Raw genomic sequence first — 26,450 nt, 5'->3', positions numbered from 1 at the left:
ATCACTCGCGCCGCATTTTTATCACTGACCGCTTAATACCCGAGCCGGGTCAATGCGGCTGGCTCGTCTGGCGGGATACCAGCTCGCCAGCAGGCTCAGCAGCATGGCGGTAATCAGTACTGAAAACACGTCAATCCAGTGCAGTTCCGAGGGCAGGAAATCAATAAAGTAGATATCTCCTGCCAGCAGATGATGACCGGTGATTGACTCCAGCCCACGCACCAGTGAGGTCAGGTTCAGCGCCACCAGCACGCCAGCCACCACACCGCTGACGCTGCCCAGCAGGCCCGCCAGCAAACCGTACCAGATAAAGATGGCGCGAATCAGGCGGTCTTTCGCGCCGAGGGTACGCAGCACCGCGATATCGCTGCTCTTGTCCTTCACCGCCATCACCAGCGTAGAGACGATATTAAAGCAGGCGACACCAATCACCAGCACCATCGCCAGATACATGATGGCGCGGATCATCTGAATGTCGCGATACATATAGCCGTAGGTGCCAATCCAGCTCTTGATGTAGACATTGGAGCGGGTCGCTTCACCGGCATCGCGCACCCGTTTCACAGCCTGGAACGGGTCGGTCATTTTCAGCGCGATACCGGACACGCTGTCACCCATATCCAGATAGTGCTGCGCATCGACCAGCGGCACTAGTGCCAGACTGTGATCAAGCATGCCGCTGAGTTGCAGGATACCGCTGACCTGCAGGCGGATGCGTTTTGGCTGCAGCAGTTTGTTATCACCATCGTTGTTCGGGATCATGATGATGATCCAGTCGCCCTGCTTCACCTTCAGCGATTCAGCAATGCCGCCGCCCAGAATGATCTGCTGCTTACCGGCGGCAAAAGAGGACCAGGCGTTATCGGCGACAAACTGTGGCAGTGCGCTGAGGCGCGGCTCCTGGGCCGGATCAACACCCTTCACCTGCAGCGCTTCCAGCCGGGCACCGCTCTCAATCAGGCCGGTGAAGTTGACATAGGGGGCTGCCGCCGCAATGCCGGGCACCTTTTCAATCGGGGCAATCATCGACTGCCAGTGCTGGAACGGCTGATTAACTGCCTCGATTTCACCGTGCGGCACCACCGCCAGAATGCGGTTATTCAGCTCACGCTCAAAACCGTTCATGGCGCTGAGGCCGATAATCAGCACCGCCACGCCCAGCGCAATCCCGATGGTGGAGATCACCGAAATCAGCGAGACCATGCCGCCACGACGGCGACCACGGCTGAAGCGCAGGCCCAGCAACAGGGATAACGACGAACCCATTACAGCGCTCCTGCCAGAGTAAGCTGATCGCTTAACTGACCATCACGCATCTCCATCTGACGCGTCATGCGTTTTGCCAGCATCAGATCGTGCGTCACCACCAGAAAGGCGGTGCCCTGACGGACGTTCAGCTCGCCCAGCAGTTCAAAGATAGCATCGGCGTTGCGCGCATCAAGGTTGCCGGTGGGTTCATCTGCCATCACCAGCCGCGGACGGTTGACCAGCGCACGGGCGATCGCCACGCGCTGACGCTCGCCGCCGGACAGTTCAGACGGCCGGTGCGCGGCACGATGGTCCAGCCCGACCGCCGCCAGCATCTCACGGGCGCGTTCCTGCGCTTCCGTTTTCGCGATTTTGCCAATCAGCAGCGGCATCGCCACGTTCTCCAGCGCGCTGAAGTCCGGCAGCAGATGGTGGAACTGATAAATAAAGCCCAGCTCGCGGTTACGCAGCTCGGCTTTGGCCGACGAGGACATGGCGTTCAGCGACTGACCATCAAACACCACATCGCCCGACGTCGGCGCATCCAGACCACCGAGCAGATGCAGCAGCGTACTTTTACCGGAACCGGAGCTGCCGACAATCGCCGTCAGTTCACCGGGCTGGAGGCTGAAAGCCACATTGTGCAGCACATCGGTCTGCACGCTGCCTTCCTGATAGCGTTTGCACAGGTCGCGGCACTGCAACAAAGGAGTGTTACTCATAACGTAAAGCCTCAGCAGGTTGAACGGCGGCAGCGCGCCACGAAGGATAGAGCGTAGACAGCAGCGCCACAATCATCGCGCTGAGGGCGATGGTGACCACCTGCCACACATTGATATCAACCGGCAACGCGGCACCATCGAGGAACAGGCCGATCACCGGCATTAAATTGTTGAGCTGGCTGGCAAGCAGCACACCGAGCAGCGTGCCGAGCAGCGTGCCGATAATCCCGGCGCTGGCACCCTGCACCATAAACACCGCCACGATTTGCCGGCGGGTCAGGCCCTGGGTCTGGAGAATCGCCACTTCGCCCTGCTTCTCCATGATCAGCAGGCCTAATGAGGTGATGATGTTAAAGGCGGCCACGGCGATAATCAGGCTCAGCAGCAGACCCATCATGTTTTTCTCCATGCGCACCGCCTGGAAAAGATCGCCTTTGCGCTCACGCCAGTCTTTCCAGACCAGACCGGCGGGCAGCGTCTGCTGACTCAGGCTGTCAACCGATAGCGGTTTATCCAGCCACAGCCGCCAGCCGGTAATGTTGCCGGCCGGATAGCGCATCACGCGCGACGCATCCTGAAGATTGACCAGAATCTGATAACCGTCGACTTCGCTGTTGGCGGCATAGGTGCCTGCCACCGTAAACAGACGCTGGCTCGGCACACGTCCCATTGGTGTGAACTGGCTGACCGACGGCACCATCAGACGCAGCTGATCGCCACGTTTCACGCCCAGCTGCGACGCCAGCTGTTCGCCGAGGATCACATTGTACTGTCCGGCCTGCAGCACACTCTGTGGGGTATTCACCAGGAAAGGTGTCAGCGGATCTTTTTCACCCGGCTCTACGCCCAGCATCACACCAACCGAGACGCTGTGCGGGCTTTGCAGCACCACACTGGCGGTAGTCAGCGGCGCGATGCGGCTGACACCCTGCAGATTCAGCGAGTCAGCGGGTTGCTGTTGGGGATTAAGACTGCCTTTGTCGCTGGTGATCAGCGCCTGAGGCATCAGGCCAAGAATATTGCCTTCGAGTTCACGCTCAAAACCATTCATCACCGATAACACGGTGACCATCGCCAGCACGCCGAGCGTAATGCCAATCGTTGAGAGCCAGGAGACAAAGCGACCGAAGCGATCCGATGCTCGTCCGCGCATGTAACGCAGACCGATAAATAGCGCGACAGGTTGATACATGGAATTCAGTAAGCCGTTGCCTGAAAATAGGTAGTGGGATGATAAAGGAGCGGCTCGCTTTATGAAACCTCTAACCCTCTGAGTCGGCAGCAAAGTTGCGTCAGGATACGTCACACTCACGACCAAAACCGCAGAATAGACGATAAAGCCATCGCTTATTGGCTGATTATCCAGCGCCCTGGCGCGTAGACTACAATCTGTAACAGGATAAGAGGTCATTTATCGCACAGCGATAGAGGTAGCGACCATGTCGAAATTTCCCAAAGGCAGCATCGTTAAACATCAATCCGGGGAAATCAGAGGCGAAATCATTAACGTCTTTGAGCAGGGAAGTGCACCAGCTGGCTACTACGTAAAGTGGGACGACGGCAACCTCAGCTATCATCCTGAGCAGGAGTTATCTTGGGCAAATATCGACCGCCCACGCATGTATTACACACAGCAATCCATAAAATAGAATGTCCGTTTAACCCCGTCGCTGCACAGCGACGGCGGTTTTTTCTGATCCCGCGCCAGACTCGTCTATCCTCTCTCTGTCCGCTGTATTACCGCCGACACCCGGTAATGGCTGACCGATCCCCGGCTTCAGCGCGGCGCGGCAGGAAAATTGTGCCGCAAAGGTGATCCCCCTGACATAATATGGAATGATTACGTCCTGGAAAAATGGAGCAACCCCGAGATCCCATGCCCGAACAGACTCGTTATACCCTGCCCGTTAAATCCGGCGACCACCGCCAGCTCGGCCAGCTCATCGGCGCTGCGCATGCGGTAGAGTGTGCCAGCATTACCGAACGTCATGCTGGCCCGGTATTGATGATTACCCCCGATACCCAAACCGCCCTGCGTCTGCTGGATGAAATCCGTCAGTTTACCGATCTGCCGGTGGTGCACCTCGCCGACTGGGAGACGCTGCCGTATGATAGCTTCTCGCCACATCAGGATATTATCTCCGCGCGCCTGTCGACCCTCTACCAGCTGCCGGTGATGCAGAGCGGTATGCTGATCATGCCAGTCAACACCCTGATGCAGCGCGTCTGTCCGCACAGTTTCCTGCACGGTCATGCGCTGGTGATGAAGCAGGGACAAAAGCTGTCACGCGACCGACTGCGCGACCAGCTTGAGCAGGCGGGTTATCGTCATGTTGATCAGGTCATGGAGCACGGCGAATACGCTACGCGCGGTGCCCTGCTCGACCTGTTCCCGATGGGCAGCGACCAGCCCTATCGCATTGACTTTTTCGATGATGAGATCGACAGCCTGCGCCTGTTCGACGTCGATAATCAGCGCACGCTGGAAGCGGTAGCAGAAATTAACCTGCTGCCTGCGCATGAATTTCCCAGCGACAAAGCCGCCATTGAGCTGTTCCGCAGCCGCTGGCGCGAAATTTTTGATGTGCGCCGCGAGTCGGAGCACATCTATCAGCAGGTCAGCAAAGGCACGCTGCCCGCGGGCATCGAATACTGGCAGCCGCTGTTCTTTGAGCAGCCGTTACCCAGCCTGTTCAGCTATCTGCCTGACAACACCCTGATTGTAAACTGCGGCGACCTCGAAGGCAGCGCCACCCGCTTCTGGCAGGATGCTGAGGCGCGCTATGAGAACCGCCGGGTGGACCCGATGCGTCCGCTGCTGGAGCCGGTCACCCTGTGGCTGCGACCCGATGCGTTAATGGGTGAACTCAAAGCCTGGCCGCGCATTCAGATGACCAATGAGGTGCTGCCTGCCAAAGCCGCTAACACTAATCTCGGTTACACCCCACTGCCAGACCTCGCCGTTCAGGCGCAGGCGAAAGCGCCGCTCGATCATCTGCGGCAGTTTATTGAGACCTTCAGCGGCACCGTGGTCTTCTCGGTAGAAAGTGAAGGCCGCCGCGAGAGCCTGCAGGAGCTGCTGGCACGGATTAAACTGCGTCCTCAGCCAGTGCACCGTTTTGATGAAACCGTCGACGATCGTTTCACGCTGATGATCGGTGCCAGCGAGCGCGGTTTTATCGATACCCAGGGCAACCGGGCACTGATTTGCGAAAGCGATCTGCTGGGCGAACGCGTCAGTCGTCGCCGTCAGGATACCCGTCGCACCATTAACCCGGACATTCTGATCCGTAACCTGGCGGAGCTGCATCCTGGTCAGCCGGTAGTGCATCTGGAGCACGGCGTGGGCCGCTATATCGGCCTGACCACGCTGGAGGCGGGCGGCATTGAGGCGGAATACCTGATGCTCTCCTACGCCAACGACGCCAAACTCTATGTACCGGTTTCATCACTGCACCTGATCAGCCGCTATGCGGGCGGGGCTGACGATAACGCGCCACTGCATAAACTGGGCAGCGATGCCTGGTCACGCGCGCGGCAGAAAGCGGCGGAAAAAGTTCGCGATGTGGCGGCTGAGTTGCTGGATATCTATGCCCAGCGTGCCGCCAAAACCGGTTTTGCCTTTAAGCATGACCGTGAGCAGTATCAGTTGTTCTGCGAAAGTTTCCCGTTTGAAACTACGCCCGATCAGGCACAGGCGATCAACGCCGTGCTGAGCGATATGTGTCAGCCGCTGGCGATGGATCGACTGGTGTGCGGCGACGTAGGCTTCGGTAAAACAGAAGTGGCGATGCGCGCCGCATTTCTGGCCATCGAGAACCACAAACAGGTGGCCGTGCTGGTGCCAACCACCCTGCTGGCACAGCAGCATTACGATAACTTCCGCGATCGCTTCGCCAACTGGCCAGTCCGCATTGAGATGCTTTCCCGCTTCCGTACCGCCAAAGAGCAGGCACAGGTACTGGAACAGGCCAGCGAGGGCAAGATCGATATTTTGATCGGCACCCACAAACTACTGATGAGTGACCTCAAGTGGCACGATCTCGGCCTGCTGATTGTTGATGAAGAGCACCGGTTCGGCGTGCGTCACAAAGAGCGCATTAAGGCGATGCGTGCCGATGTGGACATCCTGACCCTGACCGCCACGCCGATCCCGCGCACCCTGAATATGGCCATGAGCGGCATGCGGGATCTCTCGATTATTGCCACCCCGCCTGCCCGCCGTTTAGCGGTAAAAACCTTTGTCCGTGAATACGACGATCTGGTGATCCGTGAAGCGATTCTGCGTGAAGTTCTGCGTGGCGGACAGGTCTACTACCTCTATAACGACGTTGAAAATATTGAAAAAGCGGCGCAGCGTCTCAGCGATCTGGTGCCGGAAGCGCGGGTCGCGATAGGTCATGGACAGATGCGCGAGCGTGAGCTGGAGCGGGTGATGAACGATTTCCATCATCAGCGTTTCAACGTGCTGGTCTGTACCACCATCATCGAAACCGGGATCGACATTCCGACCGCGAACACCATTATCATTGAGCGGGCCGATCACTTTGGTCTGGCGCAGCTGCATCAGCTGCGTGGTCGCGTTGGTCGTTCGCATCATCAGGCTTACGCCTGGCTGTTGACGCCGCATCCGAAGTCGATGACCGCGGACGCGCATAAGCGCCTGGAAGCGATCGCCTCACTCGAAGATCTGGGCGCCGGCTTTGCGCTGGCAACCCATGACCTGGAGATTCGCGGGGCTGGCGAGCTGCTGGGTGATGAACAGAGCGGACAGATGGAGACACTGGGCTTCACGCTCTACATGGAGCTGCTGGAGAATGCCGTCGATGCGCTGAAAGCGGGCCGCGAGCCGTCACTGGAAGATCTCACCAGCAACCAGACCGAGGTGGAACTGCGGATGCCGGCGCTACTGCCCGAGACCTTTATCCCGGATGTCAGCACCCGTCTTTCACTTTATAAGCGCATCGCCAGCGCGGAAGTTGAAGAGGAGTTGCAGGAGTTGAAGGTTGAGATGATCGACCGCTTCGGCCTGCTGCCTGACCCCGCGCGTAACCTGCTGGACGTGGCGATTATCCGCCTGAAAGCCCGTGCGGTCGGTCTGCGTAAGATCGAAGCCAGCGACAATGGCGGTTATTTCGATTTTGCGCCGCAGAACAAGGTCGATCCGGCATGGCTGATTAGTCTGCTGCAGAACGAGCCTCAGCAGTGGAGACTGGATGGGCCAACACGCCTGCGGTTTACCCGCGAGCTGTCAGAAAGAAAAATCCGTATGGATTGGGTGCAGGGCTTCGTTTCACAACTGGCTGAGCATCAGGCGTAACCCCCTGCCCGCGCCTTACTGAGCGGGTCGGTAAGCGCAGGAACATGTGATAAAAAAGGCGCATCCTTAAGATGCGCCTTTTTCATTGCGTCGTGCTGTGTGGCCGCGAGTGCGGCAAAGCTTTGCCCAATTACGCCTGGTCACTGTTAAGAATTAGCTGACCATTGCGATCCAGTGGAATACGCGTGCCGGGGTCATTTTCCATACGGATTTTGCCCTGCTGGTCGCCTATTTTATAGGTCACGTCATATCCCAGTTTTTTCTCTTGTTTGTCGTACACTGTTTTGCAGCGCTGTTCGGTTGTGGTGTAGGTATCGCGATCCTGCAGTCCGCCCTGGACCTGATTACCCGCATAACCTCCCGCCAATGCTCCTGCTACTGTCGCGACATCCTTACCGCGACCGCCACCAAACTGGTGACCCAGCACTCCACCTGCCACTGCACCTAATACAGAGCCAGCAAGACGGTTTTCATCCTGTACGGCCCGACGGTGCGTCAGTGTGACATTACGGCACTCCTGACGTGGCTGTTTGATGCTCTCTTTGATTGGCGTTGCAGCCAGTACCTGCGCGTATTGAGGACCGCGATCAAACACGTTCATGCCTGCTACGGCGGCAACACCCAGCGCTGCTGCCACACCAATACCGATACCCGCTAACATTGATTTATTCACAGGAAGTTCCTCCTGAAAAGTGTTACCGCGCAATCCTGCTGTTAAAGCATCCTCGTTAACTGAGGTATAACCGGCGTGCGCGACGCGCCGTGTTTGTTGAGATGAAGTTTTACAGATGGACCGAAAATGCAACATCAGATAAATGGAGGAAATTGGTCACTTTGCTATCAGGGCCAGTTTTTAGGAGAGTTCTGAGCGGAAGAAACACGACAATTTCAGGCTTTATTTTTGCCTGTAATATGTTCCACTTCAGCAGGTTAGCGAAAAGAAGTGTCCAGCTTTAAGCGCCCGCTTTTATTGATGTGTTCACGGTGACAGGGCTGACGAAATGACCAGAGCTGCGTGCGTAACTGGCCATAACAAACAGGCGTATGATCGGACAGCCCGTAAGGCTTAACCTGACATCTGAAAAACTGAATGTAAACTGATCCGACGCGAAACCTGCACCCGGAAGCGGTTATCTGTTTGCTCCGGGCATAAAAAAGCCCCCTCAGAATTGAGGAGGCTCAGCCTTTACCAGATTGAGTGCGGTGACTTAGTGCAGCTTAAGCCGCGGGCGGATAACCCGGTTGATGCTGCCGACCAGCATCATCAGGCCGGTTTTGAAATAGCCGTGCAGTGCGATCTGGTGCATACGATAAAGAGAGATGTAGACAAAGCGCGCAATGCGCCCTTCCACCATCATTGAACCGCGCATCAGGTTGCCCATCAGGCTGCCGACCGTACTGAAGCGGGAGAGCGACACCAGCGAACCATGATCTTTGTAGACATAAGCCTTCAGCGGTTTGCCGTGGCGCTGCGCCAGGATGTTGTCCATCGCGCGTGAGGCCATCTGGTGCGCTGACTGGGCACGCGGCGGCACAAAGCCGCCGCCTGGCAATGCGCAGGAGGCGCAGTCGCCAATGGCGTAGATGTCATCATCCAGCGTAGTCTGCAGCGTCTCTTTTACCACCAGCTGATTGATGCGGTTGGTTTCCAGTCCGCCAATCTCTTTCAGGAAGTCCGGCGCTTTGATGCCCGCCGCCCAGACCATCAGGTCAGCTTCAATAAACTCACCGCCTTTGGTATTCAGGCCATTCTGCTCAGCGCTGGTAACCATGGTCTGCGTCAGAACGCGCACGCCCAGTTTCGTCAGCTCCTGATGCGCCGCAGCTGAGATGCGCGGTGGCAGTGCAGGCAGAATACGTTCGCCCGCTTCGACCAGCGTCACATTGAGCGCTTCGCGCCCCAGACCTTTGAAACCGTAACTGTGCAGCTGTTTGACCGCATTGTGCAGCTCCGCTGAAAGCTCAACGCCCGTTGCGCCGCCGCCCACGATGGCGATGTTAACTTTCTCGACCTTGCCTTCGCTGGCAGAGAATTTCAGGAACAGGTTGAGCATTTCGTTGTGGAAACGGCGCGCCTGATGCGGATTGTCCAGGAAGATGCAGTGATCTTTAACGCCCGGCGTGCCGAAATCATTTGAGGTGCTGCCCAGCGCCATCACCAGCTGGTCGTAGGCCACTTCACGCTGTGGCACCAGAACTTCGCCCTGTGCGTTCAGCACTTCGGCCAGACGGATCACTTTGCGGCTGCGATCGATGTCGGTAAGCGAACCCAGCTGGAACTCGAAACCGTGATTGCGGGCATGGGCAAGATAGCTCAGCGCATCAATGCCTTCATCCATCGAGCCGGTAGCAACTTCGTGCAGAAGCGGCTTCCACAGATGGCTGTGGTTACGGTCCACCAGGATAATCTCGGCCTTCTTTTTACGACCCAGTTTATGGCCCAGCTGCGTCGCCATTTCCAGGCCACCCGCTCCCCCTCCAACAATAACAATTCTCTTAACAGACGTAGTCAACAAAGACCCCCTCAAATTGTGAACCAAAAGTTAATCAAAGGTTAAATTAAACCTTAATAAACATAGGGTTGGCGAAGTTAAAATCGCTATCTGCTCGCAGAATAGCATGGCGGGAAGAGGAGAACATAAGAATATTGATATACATCAAAGCGGGGAAATAAAACTCGGATAATTACGTAATGAAAACAGGCACCTTGCGGTGCCTTCCCTGCTTAACCTAATGTTTTAAAAGCTTTTATCCGCTGAAGATGTGGGGATATGTTTTTAAATTTATGCCCCTCGGTCTCGTCCCAGACAATTTCATAGAAGGAATGCAACTGATCGGCGGTGCGCTGGCTGTCCAGCGCCTCGTCCTGACGGGAGAGAAAGGTCAGACAGCGGTCACGATTGCGTTCGCGAAAATCGCTGACGCATTTGGTGACGATGTCCTGATACTCTTCTGGCCGGTCGATCTTCCCTTCCATGTTCTCCTGCGGAAAGAGGTTGGGATTGAAGATTGCCTGCCGGATACCACACAGAAAACCGATACGCTCTGACCAGAAGCCGCCCAGTCCGACGCCACAAATCAGCGGACGGTCGTCGTCGGACAGCGTCAGCATTTTATCGGTCTCTTTCAGCAGAAACTGCATGTCATGTTTAGGGTGGCGGGTGCTGTAACTGAGCAACCTGACGTCAGGATCGATGAATTGCAGTTGCAGCACCTTTTCGTGATTGCCCGGACTACTGGAATCAAAACCGTGCAGATAGATGATCATGATAATCCTCAGGGTAGTGATAGCGCCGGGCAGTCATTAATTACCTCGACGCTTTGTGAGCCAGCCAGCGTTCCTGAAGTGCACTCAGTTGCTGGGCATTGTTTTTCCAGCGATGCGTTGCCTGCAGCTCATCGCGGGTGAACCTGCCCTGATGATACAACTGCGTAACCCGCTCTGACCCGACCGGGATCAGGTTATCCAGCACGCTAATGGCACCCTGGCGCTGATTGCAGACCAGAATCATGTCACAACCGGCAGAAAGGGATTGCTGCGCGCGCTCAGGATAGGTGCCCATCACGGCGGCACCCTCCATTGAGAGATCGTCGGAGAAAATCACACCCTCAAAGCCCAGCTGCTCGCGCAGCACGGTTTTGAGCCAGTAGGGCGAACCACTGGCGGGCAGCGGATCAGCGTCGGTGTAGATGACATGTGCAGGCATAATCGCATCCAGTGCCTGCTCGGTAATCAGCTTGCTGAAGATCGCCATGTCGTGCTCACGCAGCGTCTTTTCGTCGCGCGGATCGTGTGGCGTCTCTTTATGCGAATCAGCGCTGACCGCGCCATGTCCCGGGAAATGTTTGCCGGTCGTCTTCATACCCGCCTCGTGCATCCCCGCAATAAAGCGGCGGGCAACGGCAAGCGCAATGGCCGGATCGGCATGAAAAGAACGATCGCCAATCGCAGCACTGAGATGACCAATGTCGAGCACCGGCGCAAAGCTGATATCGATATCCATGGCAATCATCTCGGCCGCCATCTGCCAGCCCGCCTGCTGCGCCATTTCACCAGCGGTTTCTGCATCGTGAAGCGCCGCAAAAGATTGCATGGCGGGCAGCTGGGTAAAGCCGTCACGGAAACGCTGCACGCGACCGCCCTCCTGGTCCACCGCAATCACCAGCCGGGCATGAGAGGCCGCGCGGATCTGCCGCACCAGCTCTGCCAGCTGGGCCGGGTCGTGATAGTTTCGGGCAAATAAAATTAAGCCGCCCACCAGCGGATGCTTAAGGATCTCGCGCTCTTCGCCATCCAGTTCATAGCCCTCAACGTCGAGCATCAGCGGGCCGGGTAAATGTGATCTCATAACCTGAATCCTGTAGCGTTACGCACCTGCATAACGCGATTAAATCTGTTTCCAGCTCTGTCGGGCCAGCTGGTGTAATGTTTCGTCGTCACCCTGACCGGCACGCAACTGATACCAGCTGGCCATCAGCAGACGCAGCCAGGGTTGCCAGCGTCTGACCTGCTGCACCAGCACGGGAAGCGGAAGCTGCATCACTGCAGCGTACTCTGCCAGCCAGTCGGTCTGATGCTGCGGATCGCCTGCACAGACGGTCGCCAGCTCCAGCGCCACATCGCCATCGGCGGCATATTCCCAGTCGATCAGACGCAGGCCCTCTGGGCCCTGTATGACATTTCCGGCATGCAGATCCATGTGCAGTGGTGCCAGCCTTAACGGCTGGGGTTCACCCTGCTGCGTCAGACGTCTGAGCGCCCGCAGCCAGCGATGATGCCGCTGTGGCGAGAGCTGCCAGTAGCGCCATAACAGTGGCAACAACTGCAGGCGATAGCCGATTAACGGCTGCTGATGCAGCTGCCGCAAGAGTGCCACAATCTGCGGACGCTGCTGGCGGAAGCGTTGTTCATCCAGCGCGTCGCCTGCGCACCAGGTCAGCACAATGCCCTGACGACGACCCGCGACGGGCTGCGGTGCCAGTCCGCTGGCTCGCATTTTTCGTAACAGCCGGAATTCGCGCTGCCGATCCACAAACGGAATAGCCGGCTGTGGCGCCGCCCGTGCAATGAAGGTACCGCGCGAGCTGACAATCTTCTGACTGTGTCCGGTCAGACCGGCCAGCGGAATAGTTGATACTTTTTCTGGCTCGCCGGTCGCCTGCTGAATTATCCGCTGAAAGACGGGATTAATTCTGTGCAATGCCGTTGCCGGACCAGACGATCTCGCCGGTCTGAACCAGCATCAGCTGCATCTGCAGGGCTGGCGCTTTAACATCGCCGCGTGCGTTACTGTAGAGCACATACTGGGCGTTCACGTTGCGTGCCAGACCAATCGCTTTGCTGCGCGAGTTCAGGCTGTCATCCGGCGATAATCCCAGCGTCTGCTTAGCCTGCGCCAGTTGATCGGCAGAAACCAGCGTGAATTTGCCATTGTTGTTCAGCGCATTCTGGATAGCCGCTGTTGCTTTCTCGCTTTGCAGCGCACCATTGGTGCTGTTTTTGATACGGTCGACCAGCAACACGCTACCCGGCTCGGCGCTGGCGGCCTGCAACATTTGCGCCACTAACGGCTGTACGCTGGCATCCCAGTTGATAGTGACCAGCTTTGGCGGCTGTGGCACAGGCTGAGGCTGCGGTTGCGGCACCGGCTCAGGTTGCGGAACAGGCTGCACCGGCTCGGCTGGCTGGGTCGGTTCAACCGTGGCGGGCTGCTGCTGTTTCACTACACAGCCGGTCAGAATGAGCGCCATCAGGAGCGCTCCGGTACGATTAACACTGCGTATCACGTAGAAAATCCTTAAAGATAGAGATAAAGACGAACCTTGCTTGCAGTCAGGTTACCCAGCTGCGAGGTGGCGACAATACTGCCCTGCGCCGGAACGGTAACGGTCTGCGCCGGTTCCTGCGGGGTGATTTCCAGACCTTTGTCGTCATACCAGTAATAACGATAGTGCACAACGACCGGTGTTTCGCGCTGATTATAAAGCACGCTGGTGGCACGTTTCAGTCCATCGTTCTCATCCAGCGTCGGTTCATCGGTAATGATCCCTGCTGACAGCACAGAAGACTCCATCACCAGCGACTGTGAAGTATTGATCATCGGTTTTTCACTGCTGCAGGCCGTCAGGCAGAGCAGGATCGGCAGGCCAGTCAGCCAGGATCGCATAGCATTTTTCCGTTATCAGGTCAGTCTGAGAGCATCGGGCCCAGCGGTTCGCCGCCCAGCAGATGCATATGGATGTGATAGACCTCCTGACCACCATGTTGATTGCAATTCACAATCAGCCGATAACCATTCTGATCGATCCCTTCCTGACGGGCGATTTTCGCTGCGGTGGTAAACATACGTCCCAGCGCATGCTCGTGGGCCGCTTCCGCCTCGTTGACCGTTGGGATCAGCACATTTGGCACGATTAAAATATGGGTCGGTGCTTTAGGCGAGATGTCGCGGAAAGCCGTAACCAGTTCATCCTGATAAACCACATCAGCGGGGATTTCGCGGCGGATAATTTTACTAAAAATGGTTTCTTCAGCCATGGTGCAATTCCTTGAGCCTGAGTCGTAATCAATCAGTATGCGGGAGAAATTTGTTTTCTTTCAAGCTCAGTACCACTTTTCTTGCATTGTTCGCCTGCCTTTGTAGCCGCTCCACTCCTCTTTCACCTGAACAGCATTCCTGATGCTCACAGGCGCCTGCCTTTTCATTAAAATGAAACACTGTTTTATAAATTAGAATTTCGCCACCCTTTTCTTTATATGGCTGCCACTTCAGCCCAGGCGTTAGCCAAATTGCGAAGGTTTAGCCGCCCGGTCAGCTCTACTTTGCTAACCAGTCCGGGTGAGAAGTCCGGTGTCACCATGGGTATACCGCCATATAACATCAGGGAGCATTAGCCATGCGCTCACGTAAAATTGGTCCTGGCCACTATCTGGCCTATGGTTCCGGAGATTTTCTCGGAGCAGGCACCACGGCGCTCACCTCCGCCTGGTTACTCTATTTTTATACCACCTTCTGTGGATTAACCCCGATTCAGGCCACCTTAATCTTTGCTACTGCTCGCGTGCTGGATGCCATAGTCAGCCCGCTCATGGGCTTTATTACCGACAACTTTGGCTCAACCTGGCTGGGCAAACGCTTTGGCCGCCGCAAATTCTTTATCCTGTCAGGCATACCCTGTGTATTCAGTTATAGCCTGATGTGGGTCAGCGACATGAGCTTCTGGTGGTATCTCTGCACTTACCTGCTGTTTGATATCGTCTACACCATGATCCTGGTGCCTTATGAAACGCTGGTCCCTGAAATGACTGACGATTTCAAACAGAAAACCCGTTTCTCCGGCGCGCGTATTGGTCTGGCGCAGCTCTCAGCCATTCTGGCCGCATTTTTACCCGGCATTTTACTGGGTATGCTGGGCAAAGATAATCCTGACTCCTTTTTCTACGCCAGCCTGGTATTCTCGGTAATCTGCGCACTGGTGCTGACGCTGGTGTGGTGCTTTACCTGGGAACGTCACCCGGATGATTTTTCTGCCGAGTCGCGGCGTGCCGAACAGGAAAAACAGCAGCTGACGCTGATGCAGAATCTTAAACGGCTCTATGTTGAGCTGGCCTCAACTTTACGTATTCGTATCTTCCGCCAGCACCTTGGCATGTACCTCGGCGGCTATATCGCCCAGGATGTTTTTAATGCCGTCTTTACCTGGTATGTGATGTTTGTGCTGATGCAGAGTGCTCAGGTTGCCTCCAGCCTGATGGGCACTATGGCAGTGCTGCAGTTTATTGCTGTGATGGCGATGATCCCGCTCTGTATCCGCATGGGGCCTGCACCTGCCTACCGTCTGGTGGCCATCCTTTTTGGCCTGGCGTCGCTCTCCTATGCCGGATTGTGGTATGCCGGCATGAACGACAACATATCACTGCTGTTAGTGACCTCTGCCCTGGCAGGTCTGGGACGTGGTGGCATTAACTATGTGCCATGGAATACCTACACTTATATCGCGGATGTCGATGAAGCCATCACTGGTCAGCGCCGCGAAGGCATTTTTGCGGGCATAATGACCCTGACGCGTAAAGCGTCGCAGGCGGGTGCCGTCATGCTGGTCGGTATCGTGCTGCAACTCTCTGGTTTTGTCTCTGGTCAGGCAACGCAGGTACCCGGCGTCAGCCACACTATCCTGGCGATCCTGAGTATCGGTACCGTGGCCGTTCTGGCCTGCGGCTTTATCGTGTCACTGCGCTTCAAACTTAATCTGCAGACCCACACTGTCCTGCGCCAGGAAACGCTGAAAATGCGCCAGGCGGACCGCATCGTGCCGGAAAGCATTACCCCGGAAGCACGCGGGATAGTTGAAACACTGACTGGCATGCCTTACGAAAATCTGTGGGGCAACAATAACATTGGCTTCCTTAACCGGAATAAGCCCGCGCCGGAAAAATTGTCCGCCCATCCCGCTTTACACCCTTCTATAAACCCGACCTTAAAACGACAGGAATAAACCATGACTGTATTTCCCGTTAAACACAGCAAATTATTGTGCCAGCCTGAGCATCTGCTGCCACGCAGCGAACTGGTACAGCTGATTCAAAAGCTGACACAAAATCTGGTTAACATCACTGATGAGACAGGCGAATTTTTATTGCGGCTGGACGATGGCCGGGTGATTGATACCAAAGGCTGGGCGGGTTGGGAATGGACACATGGCATCGGTCTGTATGGCATGTTGCACTACTATCAGCAAACCGGCGACCAGCAGACGCTGGCGATGATTGATGAATGGTTCACTGTGCGTCTGGCGGAAGGAACGCCGACCAAAAATGTGAATACCGTTTGTCCTTTTCTGACGCTGGCTTACCGTTATGAAGAGACCAGGAACCCGGCCTGGATGCCGGTGCTTGAGCGCTGGGCTGAGTGGGTCATGTATGAGATGCCGCGCACAGAACAGGGCGGACTGCAGCACATCGTCTATAACCATGAAAACACACAGCAACTCTGGGACGATACGCTGATGATGAGTGTAATGGCACTGGCCAAAATCGGCCAATTGCTGAAACGCGATGAGTGGGTGGAAGAAGCGAGCTATCAGTTCCTGCTGCACACCCAGTATCTGATGGATCGCGAAACCGGCTTATGGTTCCACGGCTGGAACTTCGACGGTCGTCATAACTTTGCTGAGGCTCGCTGGGCGCGTGGCAACAGCTGGGTGACGATTGTGATTCCTGACTTCCTGGAGATGATGAACTGGCCTGAGTATCACGCCACCCGCCGCTTCCTGCAGCAGATTCTGGAGACCCAGGTCAAAGCGCTCAAGACCTGTCAGCACAGCAGCGGATTATGGCACACCCTGCTTGCTGACCCGAACAGTTACCCGGAAGCCTCTGCCACCGCAGGATTTGCCTATGGCATTCTGAAAGGGGTTCGCAAACGCTATCTCCCCGCGGAGTATCTGGAGGTAGCAGAAAAAGCGCTGCGCGGCGTGATTGCGAATATCGATGACGATGGCGAGCTGAAACAGGTTTCCTTTGGGACCGCGATGGGCAGTGACCTGGCCTACTACCGCACTGTCCCTCTCACCTCAATGCCCTACGGTCAGGCAATGGGCCTGCTCTGCCTGACTGAGTATCTGCGCGTTTACCTGTAACGCGTGCCAAAAAAGCCCCGCTTAGCGGGGCTTTTTCATTTCGCTGAATCATTACATACTACGAATGTAATCATCCATATCAGTTTTCAGGTTATCGGATTTAGTCCCGAAAATTGCCTGAACGCCGGAACCGGCAACCACCACGCCACGGGCGCCGAGGTTTTTCAGTTCAGTCTGATCTACTTTCGCCACATCGGCAACGCTGACACGTAAACGGGTGATGCAGGCATCCAGGTTAGTGATGTTCTCTTTACCACCAAACGCCGCCACCAGTTTGCTCGCCATCTCTGTACCGGTCGCGCTCGATTGCTCGCTGCTGCTGCTCTCTTCACGGCCAGGCGTTTTCAGATCCAGTTTGGCGATCAGCACGCGGAACACGGTGTAGTAAATCAGGCCGTAGATGATACCGATAATCGGGAACAGCCAGATTTTGCTGCTGTTGCCGCTCAGCACGATAAAGTCGATAAGACCGTGTGAGAAGCTGGTGCCATCACGCATACCAAGCAGGATACAGATTGGGAATGCCAGACCTGCCAGCAGCGCATGGATCACATACAGGATCGGCGCGACGAACATGAATGAGAATTCAATCGGTTCGGTGATACCGGTCAGGAATGCGGTCAGCGCGGCGGAGATCATAATACCGCCCACTTTAGCGCGATTTTCAGGCTTCGCTGAATGCCAGATAGCAATCGCTGCCGCTGGCAGACCGTACATTTTGAACAGGAAGCCGCCAGAGAGTTTCCCTGCGGTCGGGTCACCCGCCATATAGCGTGGGATATCACCGTGGAACACCTGACCTGCCGCATTGGTGTATTCGCCAATCTGCATCTGGAAAGGAACGTTCCAGATGTGATGCAGACCAAACGGCACCAGTGCGCGTTCGATTACGCCATAAATACCAAAGGCGACAACCGGGTTCTGATAGGCTGCCCACTGCGAGAATTCCTGAATCGCGGAACCAATTGGTGGCCAGATAAAGGAGAGCAGTACGCCGAGAATAATAGCCGCCAGACCAGAAATAATCGGCACAAAACGTTTACCGGCAAAGAAGCCCAGATATTCCGGCAGTTTAATGCGATAGAAGCGGTTGAACATGTAGGCGGCGATGGAGCCCGCGATAATACCGCCCAGCACCCCGGTGTCGGCGAGGTGTTTAGCCTCGATCTCTGCCGCGGGCATATGCAGCACCAGCGGCGCAACCACCGCCATGGTTTTCACCATGATGCCATAAGCAACAACTGCTGCCAGCGCCGAAACGCCATCGTTATTGGTGAAGCCCAGCGCCACACCGATAGCAAAAATCAGCGGCATGTTGGCGAACACCGATCCACCCGCTTCTGCCATTACATGCGAAACCACTGCAGGTAACCAGCTGAAATTGGCTGAACCGACCCCTAACAAAATACCGGCAATCGGCAGAACCGATACCGGCAGCATCAGCGATTTACCGACCTTTTGAAGGTTGGCAAAAGCATTTTTGAACATAGCGTGAAGCTCCTGAGTATGAGTGCATAGTTGCGCAGTGCGCGTGGCAAAGAGGGAGGATTCTTTACCGGGCTGGCGGTGACCGCCTTTTGATTTATTACGAAGGGTAAAATAAATCCCGTTTTGTTACTTTGATGGCTATCACGTTTCGACAATCACAGGCGCGCACTTTACGAAATTTCTCACTGACGTGCATCGGTATTTGACGATAAAAAGCTGACCCTGTTTTAAAAAACAGGGTCATATAGGCAGGTTAATGATTAATTACAGAGGCTGAAATAAAGGCCGGTCAGGTGCCGAGCTGGCTCATCGGGATATGGAACAGCGTTGAGAAGTTTTGCGTGGTGGCGGCAGCCAGCGTTTCCACATCGACACCTTTCAGTACCGCCAGGTAATCGGCAACATCGCGCGTATAAGCAGGCTGATTCTCTTTGCCACGATACGGCACGGGTGCCAGATAAGGTGAATCCGTTTCCACCAGCATCCGGTCCAGCGGCACATAACGCGCAGCTTCGCGTAGCTGTTCAGCATTACGGAAGGTGACGATCCCGGAAAAGGAGATATAAAAGCCCATATCGAGCAGCTTAGCGGCGGTAGGCTGATCCTCAGTGAAACAGTGCAGCACGCCGCCGCAGCGCTCAACCTGCTCTTCACGCAGAATCGCCAGCGTATCTTCGCGCGCGTCACGGGTGTGGACGATGATCGGCTTATTCAGCGCGATCCCGGTACGGATATGTTCCCGGAACGAGCGCTGCTGCTGATCTCTGGTTTCTGGCTGATAGTGATAATCCAGCCCGGTCTCACCGAGCGCTACCACCTGAGGATCGGCAGAGAGCCGGCGAAACGCCTCAACGTCATAGGCCTCTTCCTGATTCAGCGGATGCACGCCACAGGAGAGCGCAATATTTTTCCGATCGCCGACCAGGCTCTTCAGTGTATGGAAACCCGGCAGCGTAGTGGCGATTGCCAGCATAAATTTCACATCACGTGCTGCCGCTTTAGCGATCACATCATCAAGGTCACGATGGTTCTTTTCATAATCCAGGCCATCGAGATGGCAATGGGAATCCACAATAAACATAATTACTCTCAGATAGGTTTAGCCGGCCACCGCAGGCTTCTGTTTGTCAGCCCAGCTCAGAAGCTGATCGGTCAGCAATAATTCGCGATTCACTGACGCCACATGCAGTAACTGCTCGCGACAGCGCATCCATGCCTGGGTACTGCTGTTAAGTGCGCTGGCTGAAAAGTATCCGGCCAGCAGCTCCACCACATCCTGGCGGTCAATATTACTCAGCCACTGACCTGCATTTTGCTGCCATTTCATCGCATCCAGCAGCAAAGAGAGCAGCCAGCCGATACGTGCGGCCGCATCATCAGCATTCAGCGCAGGCAGAAGTTGCAGGATGTCCTGCTGTAATGCCGCGGGCAGCGCATCGCAAAGCTTTTGTCGCGCCTGCCACGGCCCGTTTTCCAGCAGGCTCAGCGCCGCGCCCGGCACGCCTGCGCTCAGGCGTAGTGCCGCCAGCAGCATCTGTTCATCGTGCGAGGACTGCTTCTTCAGCCAGAGCAGGCTTTGTTCTTCATCGGGCGGCGTCAGATGCAGCGTCATACAGCGACTGCGCAGTGTGGCCAGCAGACGTGACGGATCGCGGCTGCTGAGGAAGAACCAGCTGTTGGCTGGTGGCTCTTCCAGCGTTTTAAGCAGGGCGTTAGCGGCCGCTTCTGAAAGCTGTGCAGCATCCGGCAGCCAGACCACTTTCGCGCCGCCCTGCTGGCCAAAGTGATACATTTTTTCTGTCACCTGCCGCACCGCATCGATGCCCAGAGTACTTTTGCCCTTCTCCGCCTCTAACCGATACCAGTCAGGGTGAGTATTAGCCTGCATCAGCTGGCAACCGTGGCACGCTCCGCAACTTTTGAGTCCATCCGGCTGCTGGCACATCAGCCAGCGGCTCATCCCCCAGACCAGGGCGTCATCGCCCATGCCAGCCATCGCCTGGATCAACAGCGCATGATGCGCGCGATTCTCCTGATGCTGGCCAATCACCTGGCGATAAGGCTGATTCAGCCACGGATACCAGTTCATCACGCCTGCTCCGCCAGCCAGCTCTCCAGCGCCACCTGAAGTGACGCTGTCACCTTGGGCAGCGACTGAGTGGCATCGATGGTCAGGATAGTGGGATCTTCTGCAGCAAGGGCCAGATAGCGTGTACGTGTGCGTTCAAAGAAGCGCAGCGACTCCTGCTCAATACGATCCAGCTCACCACGCGCACGGGCGCGCTGCAGACCGACCTCAGGCGTGACATCAAGATAGAGCGTCAGATCGGGACGGAAATCACCTAAGACCGCATCGCGCAGCGTCTGCATCAGTCTGCTGTCAAGACCCCGGCCGCCACCCTGATAAGCCTGAGAGGAGAGATCGTGACGATCGCCGATTACCCAGGCACCGCGAGCCAGCGCCGGTTTGATTACGGTCTCTACCAGCTGAACCCGCGCGGCATAGAGCATCAGCAGTTCGGCTTTATCCGTCACCTGCTCACCTTCAATGCCCTGCTTGACCAGGACCCGGAGCTGTTCTGCCAGCGGCGTACCGCCAGGCTCGCGGGTAAAGACCAGATCACGGATACCACGGTTATGCAGCGTAGCGACAATGGCGTCGCGCGCGGTGGTTTTTCCAGCGCCTTCCAGGCCTTCAATGACGATAAACTTACTGTTCATTTTTTTCCTTCAGCGTCTGCCGGTAGACCTGCACCGCCTTGTTATGGCTGGCGAGGTTGGTGGTAAACGTATGTCCGCCCTTGCCGTCTGCAACAAAGTAGAGATAGTTAGTTTTCTCGGGATGGGCCGCTGCCTGCAGCGAGGCTTTGCCCGGCATCGCGATCGGTCCAGGCGGCAGACCATTAATGATATAGGTATTGTACGCGCTGGCCGTCTCAAGATCTTTGCGGGTCAGCGTACCGTTGTAGCTGTCACCCATGCCATAGATCACCGTAGGATCGGTCTGCAAGCGCATCCCCGTGCGCAGACGATTGATAAACACCGAGGCCACGCGTGCGCGCTCTTCACTGACGCCGGTTTCTTTCTCAATGATCGAGGCCATGGTCACCAGATCCTGTGGCGTTTTGTACGGCAGATTATCCGCCCGTCCCTGCCACACCTCATCGATGGTTTTCTTCATCCGATTATGCGCACGTTGCAGCAGCGCCATATCAGTCGTGTTGGCGGTGTAGAGATACGTGTCCGGAAAGAAGTTGCCCTCCAGTTGCTCAGGCTCCACGTTAAGTGCGCTGGCAAGGGTGGCGAACTGATCATCTTTCAGAGTGTGGCGGATATAGGGCGCTTTACGCAGCTCGCTGAGCCACTCTTTCAGTCTCTGCCCCTCCACAAACCGCACCGGGAACTGCGCCTCTTTACCACTGGCCAGCAGCCGTAACAGCGCGCGCACGGTCATGGTCGGTTCAAGGCGATAGGTGCCCGCCTTAAAGGTCGCCAGCTCTGGCTCCAGACGCAGCAGCGCGCCAAACCAGATACTGTGCGGAATAATGATTTTCTCTTCCAGCTGCGCCTGGAGTGCGACCCGGCCTGTACCGGCTGGCAATGTATAGACCGTTTCCTGCTTAATGGTCAACGGGGTGGCCGCAAACTGCTTAACCTGCCAGTAACTCAGCACAGCCGCGAGACCCACAATCGCCAGCAGGCTGACGAGAATTTTTTTGCTACGAATCATGATGCATCCATTATCTTTTTACAGCCTGCGTGCAACTGATTAAACAGCGAGCGCTCAGTAAACTGTACGGCTTCTATCTGTCGGACCGGCAGAACCGGCATCAGCGCGTTACATATCACCACTTCATCAGCGTTCAGCAGCTGTGCCGGTTCGCTTTTTATCACCTGACAAGCCTGACCTGCTGCTGCAAGTTGCGCTATCAGGCTTCGCCGCATAATGCCGTCCACGCCTGCCGCTGATACATCGGGCGTAAAAATTTGTCTGCCCTGCCGCCAGAATAAATTGGCCGCACAGCATTCCACCACCCAACCTTCAGTGTCAAGCACCAGCGCCTCGTCGGCGTCTGTCTGGTCAAGATGAGCCCGAATCATCACCTGCTCCAGACGGTTAAGGTGCTTGATACCCGCAAACTGCGGGTTTCGCGCCAGACGAACCGGACTCAGCCGGAGTGAAGCACCATGCTGCTGCAACCCGGCGTAGTGTTGCGGCCAGGGCGCTAATGAGACGATGCGCGTGGGTTCACCACAGCCCAGGCGGCTATAACCCCGTCCGCCGCTGCCCGCACTGATAATAACTTTCAGCACCGCCTGCGTCTGCTCATGCGCGGCCTGTCTCATCTCAGCCTCCAGCTGATCCCAGTCGACGCCGCCGATCCATAACCGCTCGCAGCCCGCTTTGAGGCGCTGCATGTGGCTATCCAGCAGCAGGATTATACCCTGACGGACGGCGGCGGTAGTAAAGCAGCCATCGCCGAACTGCATGCCGCGGTCGCTGGCAGCCAGCGTCGAATGTTTGATTCCGTTAATCCACATCGTTCTCTCCTGAGCGTGAGACGTGATTTCAGCGCATTTTGCAGGATAAAAAAAGGCCCGCATCGCGGGCCTTTTTAGCAATCTGCAACGATTACACTTTACGGAAGATCAACGAACCGTTGGTTCCGCCGAAACCGAAGGAGTTACACAGGGTATACTCCAGTCCAGGAACCTGACGCGCGGTGTGCGGCACGAAGTCGAGATCGCAGCCTTCATCCGGATTGTCCAGGTTAATGGTCGGTGGAACGGCCTGGTCACGCAGTGCCAGAATCGAGTAAATCGATTCAACAGCACCTGCGGCACCCAGTAAGTGCCCGGTCATTGATTTGGTTGAGCTGACCATGACGCTGCTGGCTGCTGCCCCAAAGACCGATTTCACCGCCTGCGCTTCAGCTTTATCACCGGCTGGCGTGGAGGTACCGTGCGCGTTGACATAGCCGATCTGCTCTGGCGTAAGCTGAGCATCACGCAGCGCATTGATCATTGCCGCCGCTGCACCCGAACCATCTTCTGGTGGTGACGTCATGTGGTAGGCATCACTGCTCATACCAAAACCTACAATTTCTGCGTAGATTTTCGCACCACGTTTCTTCGCATGTTCGTACTCTTCGAGCACCACAATGCCAGCGCCATCACCCAGCACAAAACCGTCACGATCTCTATCCCACGGGCGGCTGGCCGCTTGCGGGTTGTCGTTACGGGTTGAGAGGGCGCGTGCTGCACCAAAACCACCGACGCCTAATGGCGTGCTGGCTTTCTCTGTGCCACCCGCCAGCATCACGTCAGCATCGTTATAGGCGATGATACGTGCGGCATGACCGATGTTATGCACACCAGAGGTACAGGCTGTCGCGATAGAGATGCTTGGACCTTTCAGGCCATACATGATGCTGAGATGACCCGCCACCATGTTAACGATGGTTGAAGGCACAAAGAATGGGCTGATTTTACGCGGGCCGCCGTTGACCAGTGAAGTATGATTCTCTTCAATCAGACCTAAGCCACCGATGCCGGAGCCAATTGCTGCGCCCATACGGCTTGCATTTTCTTCGGTAATAACCAGACCGCTGTCCTGCATGGCCTGCATACCGGCCACAATGCCGTACTGAATGAAGGCATCCATCTTGCGCTGATCTTTGCGCGAGATGTAGTCATCACAATTAAAATCTCTTACCAGACCTGCAAAACGGGTTGCATAAGCACTGGTATCAAAATGGTCGATCAGGGTAATGCCGCTCTGACCGGCAAGGAGAGCACTCCAGGTAGACTCTACGGTATTGCCGACAGGAGACAACATGCCAAGACCAGTCACAACTACACGACGCTTAGACACGTTCGTCCTCCAGGGAGGGGAAATAGGGAACTATGTGGGACAAACAAAAAAATCAGGCGGTCGAGCGACCGCCTGAATATATTCATTAGCCTTTATGGCTATTGATGTAGTCGATCGCTGCCTGAACGGTAGTGATTTTCTCAGCTTCTTCGTCTGGAATCTCAGTATCAAACTCTTCTTCCAGAGCCATCACCAGCTCAACGGTATCAAGAGAATCGGCACCCAGGTCTTCTACGAAAGATGCAGAGTTGGTGACTTCTTCCTCTTTCACACCCAGCTGCTCACTGATGATTTTCTTAACGCGTTGTTCGATATCGCTCATACTATTTAATTTCCTATCAAAACTCGCTTACGCGATGGTTTTCGTAGTGTATAAAATGGTGAAAAAGATGCAACAAAATCCCGGCTGGTCGAACCACGATTTTGCGTTATTTTGCGGTTTTAACCGCAAATAAAGCAAATGATTTCGTGATTTATCAGACCATGTACATTCCGCCATTGACGTGCAGCGTTTCACCTGTGATGTAGGCTGCTTCGTCAGAGGCTAAGAATGCCACAGCATTGGCGATTTCCTGCGCGTCACCTAAGCGACCCGCAGGGACTTCCGCCAAAATACCGGAACGTTGGTCTTCGTTCAGTGCCCGCGTCATATCAGTCTCAATAAAGCCTGGAGCCACGACGTTGACGGTAATGCCACGTGACGCGATTTCGCGCGCCAGTGATTTGCTAAAGCCAATTAAACCCGCTTTTGCTGCTGCGTAGTTTGCCTGGCCCGCGTTACCCATGGTGCCAACAACGGAACCAATGGTGATGATACGGCCCACGCGCTTTTTCATCATGGCACGCAGGACCGCCTTAGAAAGGCGGAATACCGATGTGAGGTTAGTATCCAGGATATCCTGCCACTCATCGTCCTTCATGCGCATGAGAAGATTATCACGCGTAATGCCTGCATTATTGACTAAAATATCTACTTCGCCAAATTCAGCGCGAATATTCTCTAAAACGCTGTTAATTGAATCAGCGTCAGTCACGTTCAGTAACAGGCCTTTACCCTTGTCGCCAAGGTAAGCACTGATGGCATCGGCGCCACTCTGGCTGGTTGCAGTTCCTACCACTTTGGCACCACGTGCCGCCAGTGTTTCTGCAATCGCACGACCAATGCCGCGACTCGCGCCGGTAACCAGCGCAACTTTACCTTCAAAGCTCATGATTTTCCTCTTATTCCTTACCGAGTGCAGCCGTCAGGGTTGCTGTATCGTTAACGGCAGCCGCTGTCAGGGTATCGACAATACGTTTGGTCAGACCGGTCAGGACTTTACCTGGCCCCATCTCCAGCAGCTGTGTCACGCCCTGTGCCGCCATCGCTTCCACGCTCTCGGTCCAGCGAACCGGGCTGTAGAGCTGACGAACCAGCGCATGACGGATGGCCGCAGCGTCAGTTTCCGCTTTCACATCGACGTTATTGATCACCGGAACCGCTGGTGCATTAAACGTAATACTCTCCAGCGCAACCGCCAGTTTATCGGCCGCAGGCTTCATCAGTGCACAGTGAGAAGGCACGCTGACCGGCAGTGGCAGGGCACGCTTAGCGCCCGCAGCTTTACAGGCAGCCCCTGCACGCTCAACAGCTTCTTTGTTACCCGCAATAACCACCTGGCCTGGCGAGTTGAAGTTAACCGGTGAGACAACCTGGCCCTGCGCGCTCTCTTCACAGGCTTTGCGAATAGCCGCGTCATCCAGGCCAATAATTGCCTGCATTGCGCCAGTCCCTTCCGGGACGGCTTCCTGCATCAGTTTGCCGCGCAGTTCAACCAGCTTCACGGCATCCGCGAAGTTAAGTACACCCGCACAGACCAGCGCCGAATATTCGCCCAGGCTGTGACCGGCCATCAGGACAGGCTGTTCACCGCCCTGCTGCTGCCAGACACGGTAGATGGCCACAGAGGCAGCTAACAGCGCAGGCTGAGTCTGCCAGGTTTTGTTCAGCTCTTCAGCCGGCCCCTGACTCACTAACTGCCACAGGTCATAACCCAGCGCGTCAGAGGCTTCACGGAAGGTCTCTTCCACCAGCGGATACGTCGTCGCTAATTCAGTCAGCATGCCCACGGTCTGTGAACCCTGACCTGGAAAAACAAATGCAAATTGCGTCATCTTC

25 protein-coding genes are annotated in these 26,450 nt (G+C 55.8%); 4 read left to right on the top strand and 21 right to left on the bottom strand.

The genetic code is table 11. The annotated features are described in order from the left end of the window. Positions 1-21: 21 nt before the first annotated feature. Genes lolE through lolC form a run of 3 tightly spaced genes read right to left on the bottom strand, consistent with a single transcriptional unit; the run spans position 22 to position 3,162 of the window. Complete coding sequence (lolE, locus tag QSK07_RS11565; protein WP_285720654.1) at positions 22-1,266, bottom strand: lipoprotein-releasing ABC transporter permease subunit LolE; 1,245 nt, start codon at positions 1,264-1,266, stop codon at positions 22-24. Beyond that, a complete protein-coding gene (lolD, locus tag QSK07_RS11560; RefSeq protein WP_285720655.1) occupies positions 1,266-1,970 on the bottom strand; it encodes a lipoprotein-releasing ABC transporter ATP-binding protein LolD in 705 nt (234 codons plus the stop codon). The genes lolE and lolD overlap by 1 nt, the downstream gene beginning before the upstream one ends. Continuing rightward, on the bottom strand, positions 1,963-3,162 hold the full coding sequence (lolC, locus tag QSK07_RS11555; protein WP_275219675.1) for a lipoprotein-releasing ABC transporter permease subunit LolC: 1,200 nt from the start codon (positions 3,160-3,162) through the stop codon (positions 1,963-1,965). The genes lolD and lolC overlap by 8 nt, the downstream gene beginning before the upstream one ends. Positions 3,163-3,409: 247 nt before the next feature. On the opposite strand from lolC, the gene QSK07_RS11550 reads away from it, so the two are divergent. Together QSK07_RS11550 and mfd are read left to right on the top strand one after the other, a co-directional pair. Next, positions 3,410-3,619, top strand: coding sequence for a hypothetical protein (locus tag QSK07_RS11550; protein ID WP_285720656.1), 210 nt, complete (start codon positions 3,410-3,412; stop codon positions 3,617-3,619). A gap of 227 nt (positions 3,620-3,846) precedes the next feature. After that, complete coding sequence (gene mfd / locus QSK07_RS11545; protein ID WP_285720657.1) at positions 3,847-7,290, top strand: transcription-repair coupling factor; 3,444 nt, start codon at positions 3,847-3,849, stop codon at positions 7,288-7,290. Between the two features lie 130 nt (positions 7,291-7,420). On the opposite strand, the gene QSK07_RS11540 is transcribed toward mfd, so the two are convergent. The 8 genes from QSK07_RS11540 to hinT all read right to left on the bottom strand — a co-directional run bounded on the left by QSK07_RS11540 (position 7,421) and on the right by hinT (position 13,828). Beyond that, positions 7,421-7,963 carry a glycine zipper 2TM domain-containing protein gene (locus QSK07_RS11540; protein ID WP_285720658.1) on the bottom strand — a complete coding sequence of 181 codons (543 nt, stop codon included), beginning with the start codon at positions 7,961-7,963 and terminating at the stop codon, positions 7,421-7,423. 535 nt (positions 7,964-8,498) lie between these two features. Beyond that, complete coding sequence (locus QSK07_RS11535) at positions 8,499-9,803, bottom strand: NAD(P)/FAD-dependent oxidoreductase (RefSeq protein WP_013357471.1); 1,305 nt, start codon at positions 9,801-9,803, stop codon at positions 8,499-8,501. Between the two features lie 212 nt (positions 9,804-10,015). After that, positions 10,016-10,558 carry an alpha/beta hydrolase YcfP gene (ycfP, locus tag QSK07_RS11530; protein WP_275219679.1) on the bottom strand — a complete coding sequence of 181 codons (543 nt, stop codon included), beginning with the start codon at positions 10,556-10,558 and terminating at the stop codon, positions 10,016-10,018. A gap of 40 nt (positions 10,559-10,598) precedes the next feature. Continuing rightward, on the bottom strand, positions 10,599-11,639 hold the full coding sequence (gene nagZ, locus QSK07_RS11525; RefSeq protein WP_285720659.1) for a beta-N-acetylhexosaminidase: 1,041 nt from the start codon (positions 11,637-11,639) through the stop codon (positions 10,599-10,601). A gap of 39 nt (positions 11,640-11,678) precedes the next feature. Next, on the bottom strand, positions 11,679-12,461 hold the full coding sequence (gene thiK / locus QSK07_RS11520) for a thiamine kinase (RefSeq protein WP_285720991.1): 783 nt from the start codon (positions 12,459-12,461) through the stop codon (positions 11,679-11,681). Between the two features lie 16 nt (positions 12,462-12,477). Then, positions 12,478-13,077, bottom strand: coding sequence for a penicillin-binding protein activator LpoB (gene lpoB / locus QSK07_RS11515; RefSeq protein ID WP_098050943.1), 600 nt, complete (start codon positions 13,075-13,077; stop codon positions 12,478-12,480). 11 nt (positions 13,078-13,088) lie between these two features. Beyond that, entirely contained in the window at positions 13,089-13,457 is a 369-nt protein-coding gene (locus QSK07_RS11510) for a YcfL family putative periplasmic lipoprotein (protein WP_033732268.1), read from the bottom strand. A gap of 20 nt (positions 13,458-13,477) precedes the next feature. Beyond that, a complete protein-coding gene (gene hinT / locus QSK07_RS11505; protein ID WP_013357465.1) occupies positions 13,478-13,828 on the bottom strand; it encodes a purine nucleoside phosphoramidase in 351 nt (116 codons plus the stop codon). A gap of 359 nt (positions 13,829-14,187) precedes the next feature. Between hinT and QSK07_RS11500 the strand changes: the two genes are divergently transcribed. Beyond that, positions 14,188-15,786, top strand: a complete 1,599-nt coding sequence (locus QSK07_RS11500) for an MFS transporter (RefSeq protein ID WP_285720660.1) — start codon at positions 14,188-14,190, stop codon at positions 15,784-15,786. A gap of 3 nt (positions 15,787-15,789) precedes the next feature. Further along, complete coding sequence (bglB, locus tag QSK07_RS11495; RefSeq protein WP_285720661.1) at positions 15,790-16,929, top strand: beta-galactosidase BglB; 1,140 nt, start codon at positions 15,790-15,792, stop codon at positions 16,927-16,929. A gap of 51 nt (positions 16,930-16,980) precedes the next feature. On the opposite strand, the gene ptsG is transcribed toward bglB, so the two are convergent. The 10 genes from ptsG to fabD all read right to left on the bottom strand — a co-directional run bounded on the left by ptsG (position 16,981) and on the right by fabD (position 26,446). After that, positions 16,981-18,417 carry a PTS glucose transporter subunit IIBC gene (ptsG, locus tag QSK07_RS11490; protein WP_285720662.1) on the bottom strand — a complete coding sequence of 479 codons (1,437 nt, stop codon included), beginning with the start codon at positions 18,415-18,417 and terminating at the stop codon, positions 16,981-16,983. A 289-nt stretch (positions 18,418-18,706) separates the two neighbouring features. After that, entirely contained in the window at positions 18,707-19,498 is a 792-nt protein-coding gene (locus tag QSK07_RS11485) for a metal-dependent hydrolase (protein ID WP_285720663.1), read from the bottom strand. 18 nt (positions 19,499-19,516) lie between these two features. Continuing rightward, positions 19,517-20,506 (bottom strand): DNA polymerase III subunit delta', encoded by a 990-nt coding sequence (holB, locus tag QSK07_RS11480; RefSeq protein ID WP_285720992.1) that lies wholly within the window; start codon positions 20,504-20,506, stop codon positions 19,517-19,519. Then, complete coding sequence (tmk, locus tag QSK07_RS11475) at positions 20,506-21,138, bottom strand: dTMP kinase (RefSeq protein ID WP_285720664.1); 633 nt, start codon at positions 21,136-21,138, stop codon at positions 20,506-20,508. The genes holB and tmk overlap by 1 nt, the downstream gene beginning before the upstream one ends. Further along, positions 21,128-22,147 carry an endolytic transglycosylase MltG gene (gene mltG, locus QSK07_RS11470; RefSeq protein WP_285720665.1) on the bottom strand — a complete coding sequence of 340 codons (1,020 nt, stop codon included), beginning with the start codon at positions 22,145-22,147 and terminating at the stop codon, positions 21,128-21,130. Before mltG ends, tmk begins: the two co-directional genes overlap by 11 nt. Beyond that, a complete protein-coding gene (gene pabC / locus QSK07_RS11465; RefSeq protein ID WP_285720666.1) occupies positions 22,144-22,959 on the bottom strand; it encodes an aminodeoxychorismate lyase in 816 nt (271 codons plus the stop codon). Before pabC ends, mltG begins: the two co-directional genes overlap by 4 nt. A gap of 91 nt (positions 22,960-23,050) precedes the next feature. Then, positions 23,051-24,292: a beta-ketoacyl-ACP synthase II gene (fabF, locus tag QSK07_RS11460; RefSeq protein WP_285720667.1), complete on the bottom strand. Its 1,242-nt coding sequence runs from the start codon at positions 24,290-24,292 to the stop codon at positions 23,051-23,053. Positions 24,293-24,377: 85 nt separating this feature from the next. Then, positions 24,378-24,614, bottom strand: coding sequence for an acyl carrier protein (gene acpP, locus QSK07_RS11455; RefSeq protein ID WP_003849865.1), 237 nt, complete (start codon positions 24,612-24,614; stop codon positions 24,378-24,380). 154 nt (positions 24,615-24,768) lie between these two features. Then, positions 24,769-25,503 carry a 3-oxoacyl-ACP reductase FabG gene (gene fabG, locus QSK07_RS11450; protein ID WP_013357455.1) on the bottom strand — a complete coding sequence of 245 codons (735 nt, stop codon included), beginning with the start codon at positions 25,501-25,503 and terminating at the stop codon, positions 24,769-24,771. 10 nt (positions 25,504-25,513) lie between these two features. Further along, positions 25,514-26,446, bottom strand: a complete 933-nt coding sequence (gene fabD, locus QSK07_RS11445) for an ACP S-malonyltransferase (protein WP_285720668.1) — start codon at positions 26,444-26,446, stop codon at positions 25,514-25,516. Positions 26,447-26,450: the final 4 nt, after the last annotated feature.

Source organism: Pantoea sp. QMID4, from assembly GCF_030270445.1.
Taxonomy (GTDB): domain Bacteria; phylum Pseudomonadota; class Gammaproteobacteria; order Enterobacterales; family Enterobacteriaceae; genus Pantoea; species Pantoea vagans.
Note: the sequence above shows the minus strand (reverse complement) of the source record. Positions and strands in the feature narration are given on the sequence as shown.

What these genes read in the sequence shown, in the direction of transcription:
- lolE (WP_285720654.1), bottom strand. Translation starts at nt 1,266, where the DNA reads ATGGGTTCGTCGTTATCCCTGTTGCTGGGCCTGCGCTTCAGCCGTGGT.
- lolD (WP_285720655.1), bottom strand. Translation starts at nt 1,970, where the DNA reads ATGAGTAACACTCCTTTGTTGCAGTGCCGCGACCTGTGCAAACGCTAT.
- lolC (WP_275219675.1), bottom strand. Translation starts at nt 3,162, where the DNA reads ATGTATCAACCTGTCGCGCTATTTATCGGTCTGCGTTACATGCGCGGA.
- QSK07_RS11550 (WP_285720656.1), top strand. Translation starts at nt 3,410, where the DNA reads ATGTCGAAATTTCCCAAAGGCAGCATCGTTAAACATCAATCCGGGGAA.
- mfd (WP_285720657.1), top strand. Translation starts at nt 3,847, where the DNA reads ATGCCCGAACAGACTCGTTATACCCTGCCCGTTAAATCCGGCGACCAC.
- ycfP (WP_275219679.1), bottom strand. Translation starts at nt 10,558, where the DNA reads ATGATCATCTATCTGCACGGTTTTGATTCCAGTAGTCCGGGCAATCAC.
- nagZ (WP_285720659.1), bottom strand. Translation starts at nt 11,639, where the DNA reads ATGAGATCACATTTACCCGGCCCGCTGATGCTCGACGTTGAGGGCTAT.
- QSK07_RS11510 (WP_033732268.1), bottom strand. Translation starts at nt 13,457, where the DNA reads ATGCGATCCTGGCTGACTGGCCTGCCGATCCTGCTCTGCCTGACGGCC.
- hinT (WP_013357465.1), bottom strand. Translation starts at nt 13,828, where the DNA reads ATGGCTGAAGAAACCATTTTTAGTAAAATTATCCGCCGCGAAATCCCC.
- QSK07_RS11500 (WP_285720660.1), top strand. Translation starts at nt 14,188, where the DNA reads ATGCGCTCACGTAAAATTGGTCCTGGCCACTATCTGGCCTATGGTTCC.
- bglB (WP_285720661.1), top strand. Translation starts at nt 15,790, where the DNA reads ATGACTGTATTTCCCGTTAAACACAGCAAATTATTGTGCCAGCCTGAG.
- ptsG (WP_285720662.1), bottom strand. Translation starts at nt 18,417, where the DNA reads ATGTTCAAAAATGCTTTTGCCAACCTTCAAAAGGTCGGTAAATCGCTG.
- QSK07_RS11485 (WP_285720663.1), bottom strand. Translation starts at nt 19,498, where the DNA reads ATGTTTATTGTGGATTCCCATTGCCATCTCGATGGCCTGGATTATGAA.
- holB (WP_285720992.1), bottom strand. Translation starts at nt 20,506, where the DNA reads ATGAACTGGTATCCGTGGCTGAATCAGCCTTATCGCCAGGTGATTGGC.
- tmk (WP_285720664.1), bottom strand. Translation starts at nt 21,138, where the DNA reads ATGAACAGTAAGTTTATCGTCATTGAAGGCCTGGAAGGCGCTGGAAAA.
- mltG (WP_285720665.1), bottom strand. Translation starts at nt 22,147, where the DNA reads ATGATTCGTAGCAAAAAAATTCTCGTCAGCCTGCTGGCGATTGTGGGT.
- pabC (WP_285720666.1), bottom strand. Translation starts at nt 22,959, where the DNA reads ATGTGGATTAACGGAATCAAACATTCGACGCTGGCTGCCAGCGACCGC.
- acpP (WP_003849865.1), bottom strand. Translation starts at nt 24,614, where the DNA reads ATGAGCGATATCGAACAACGCGTTAAGAAAATCATCAGTGAGCAGCTG.
- fabG (WP_013357455.1), bottom strand. Translation starts at nt 25,503, where the DNA reads ATGAGCTTTGAAGGTAAAGTTGCGCTGGTTACCGGCGCGAGTCGCGGC.
- fabD (WP_285720668.1), bottom strand. Translation starts at nt 26,446, where the DNA reads ATGACGCAATTTGCATTTGTTTTTCCAGGTCAGGGTTCACAGACCGTG.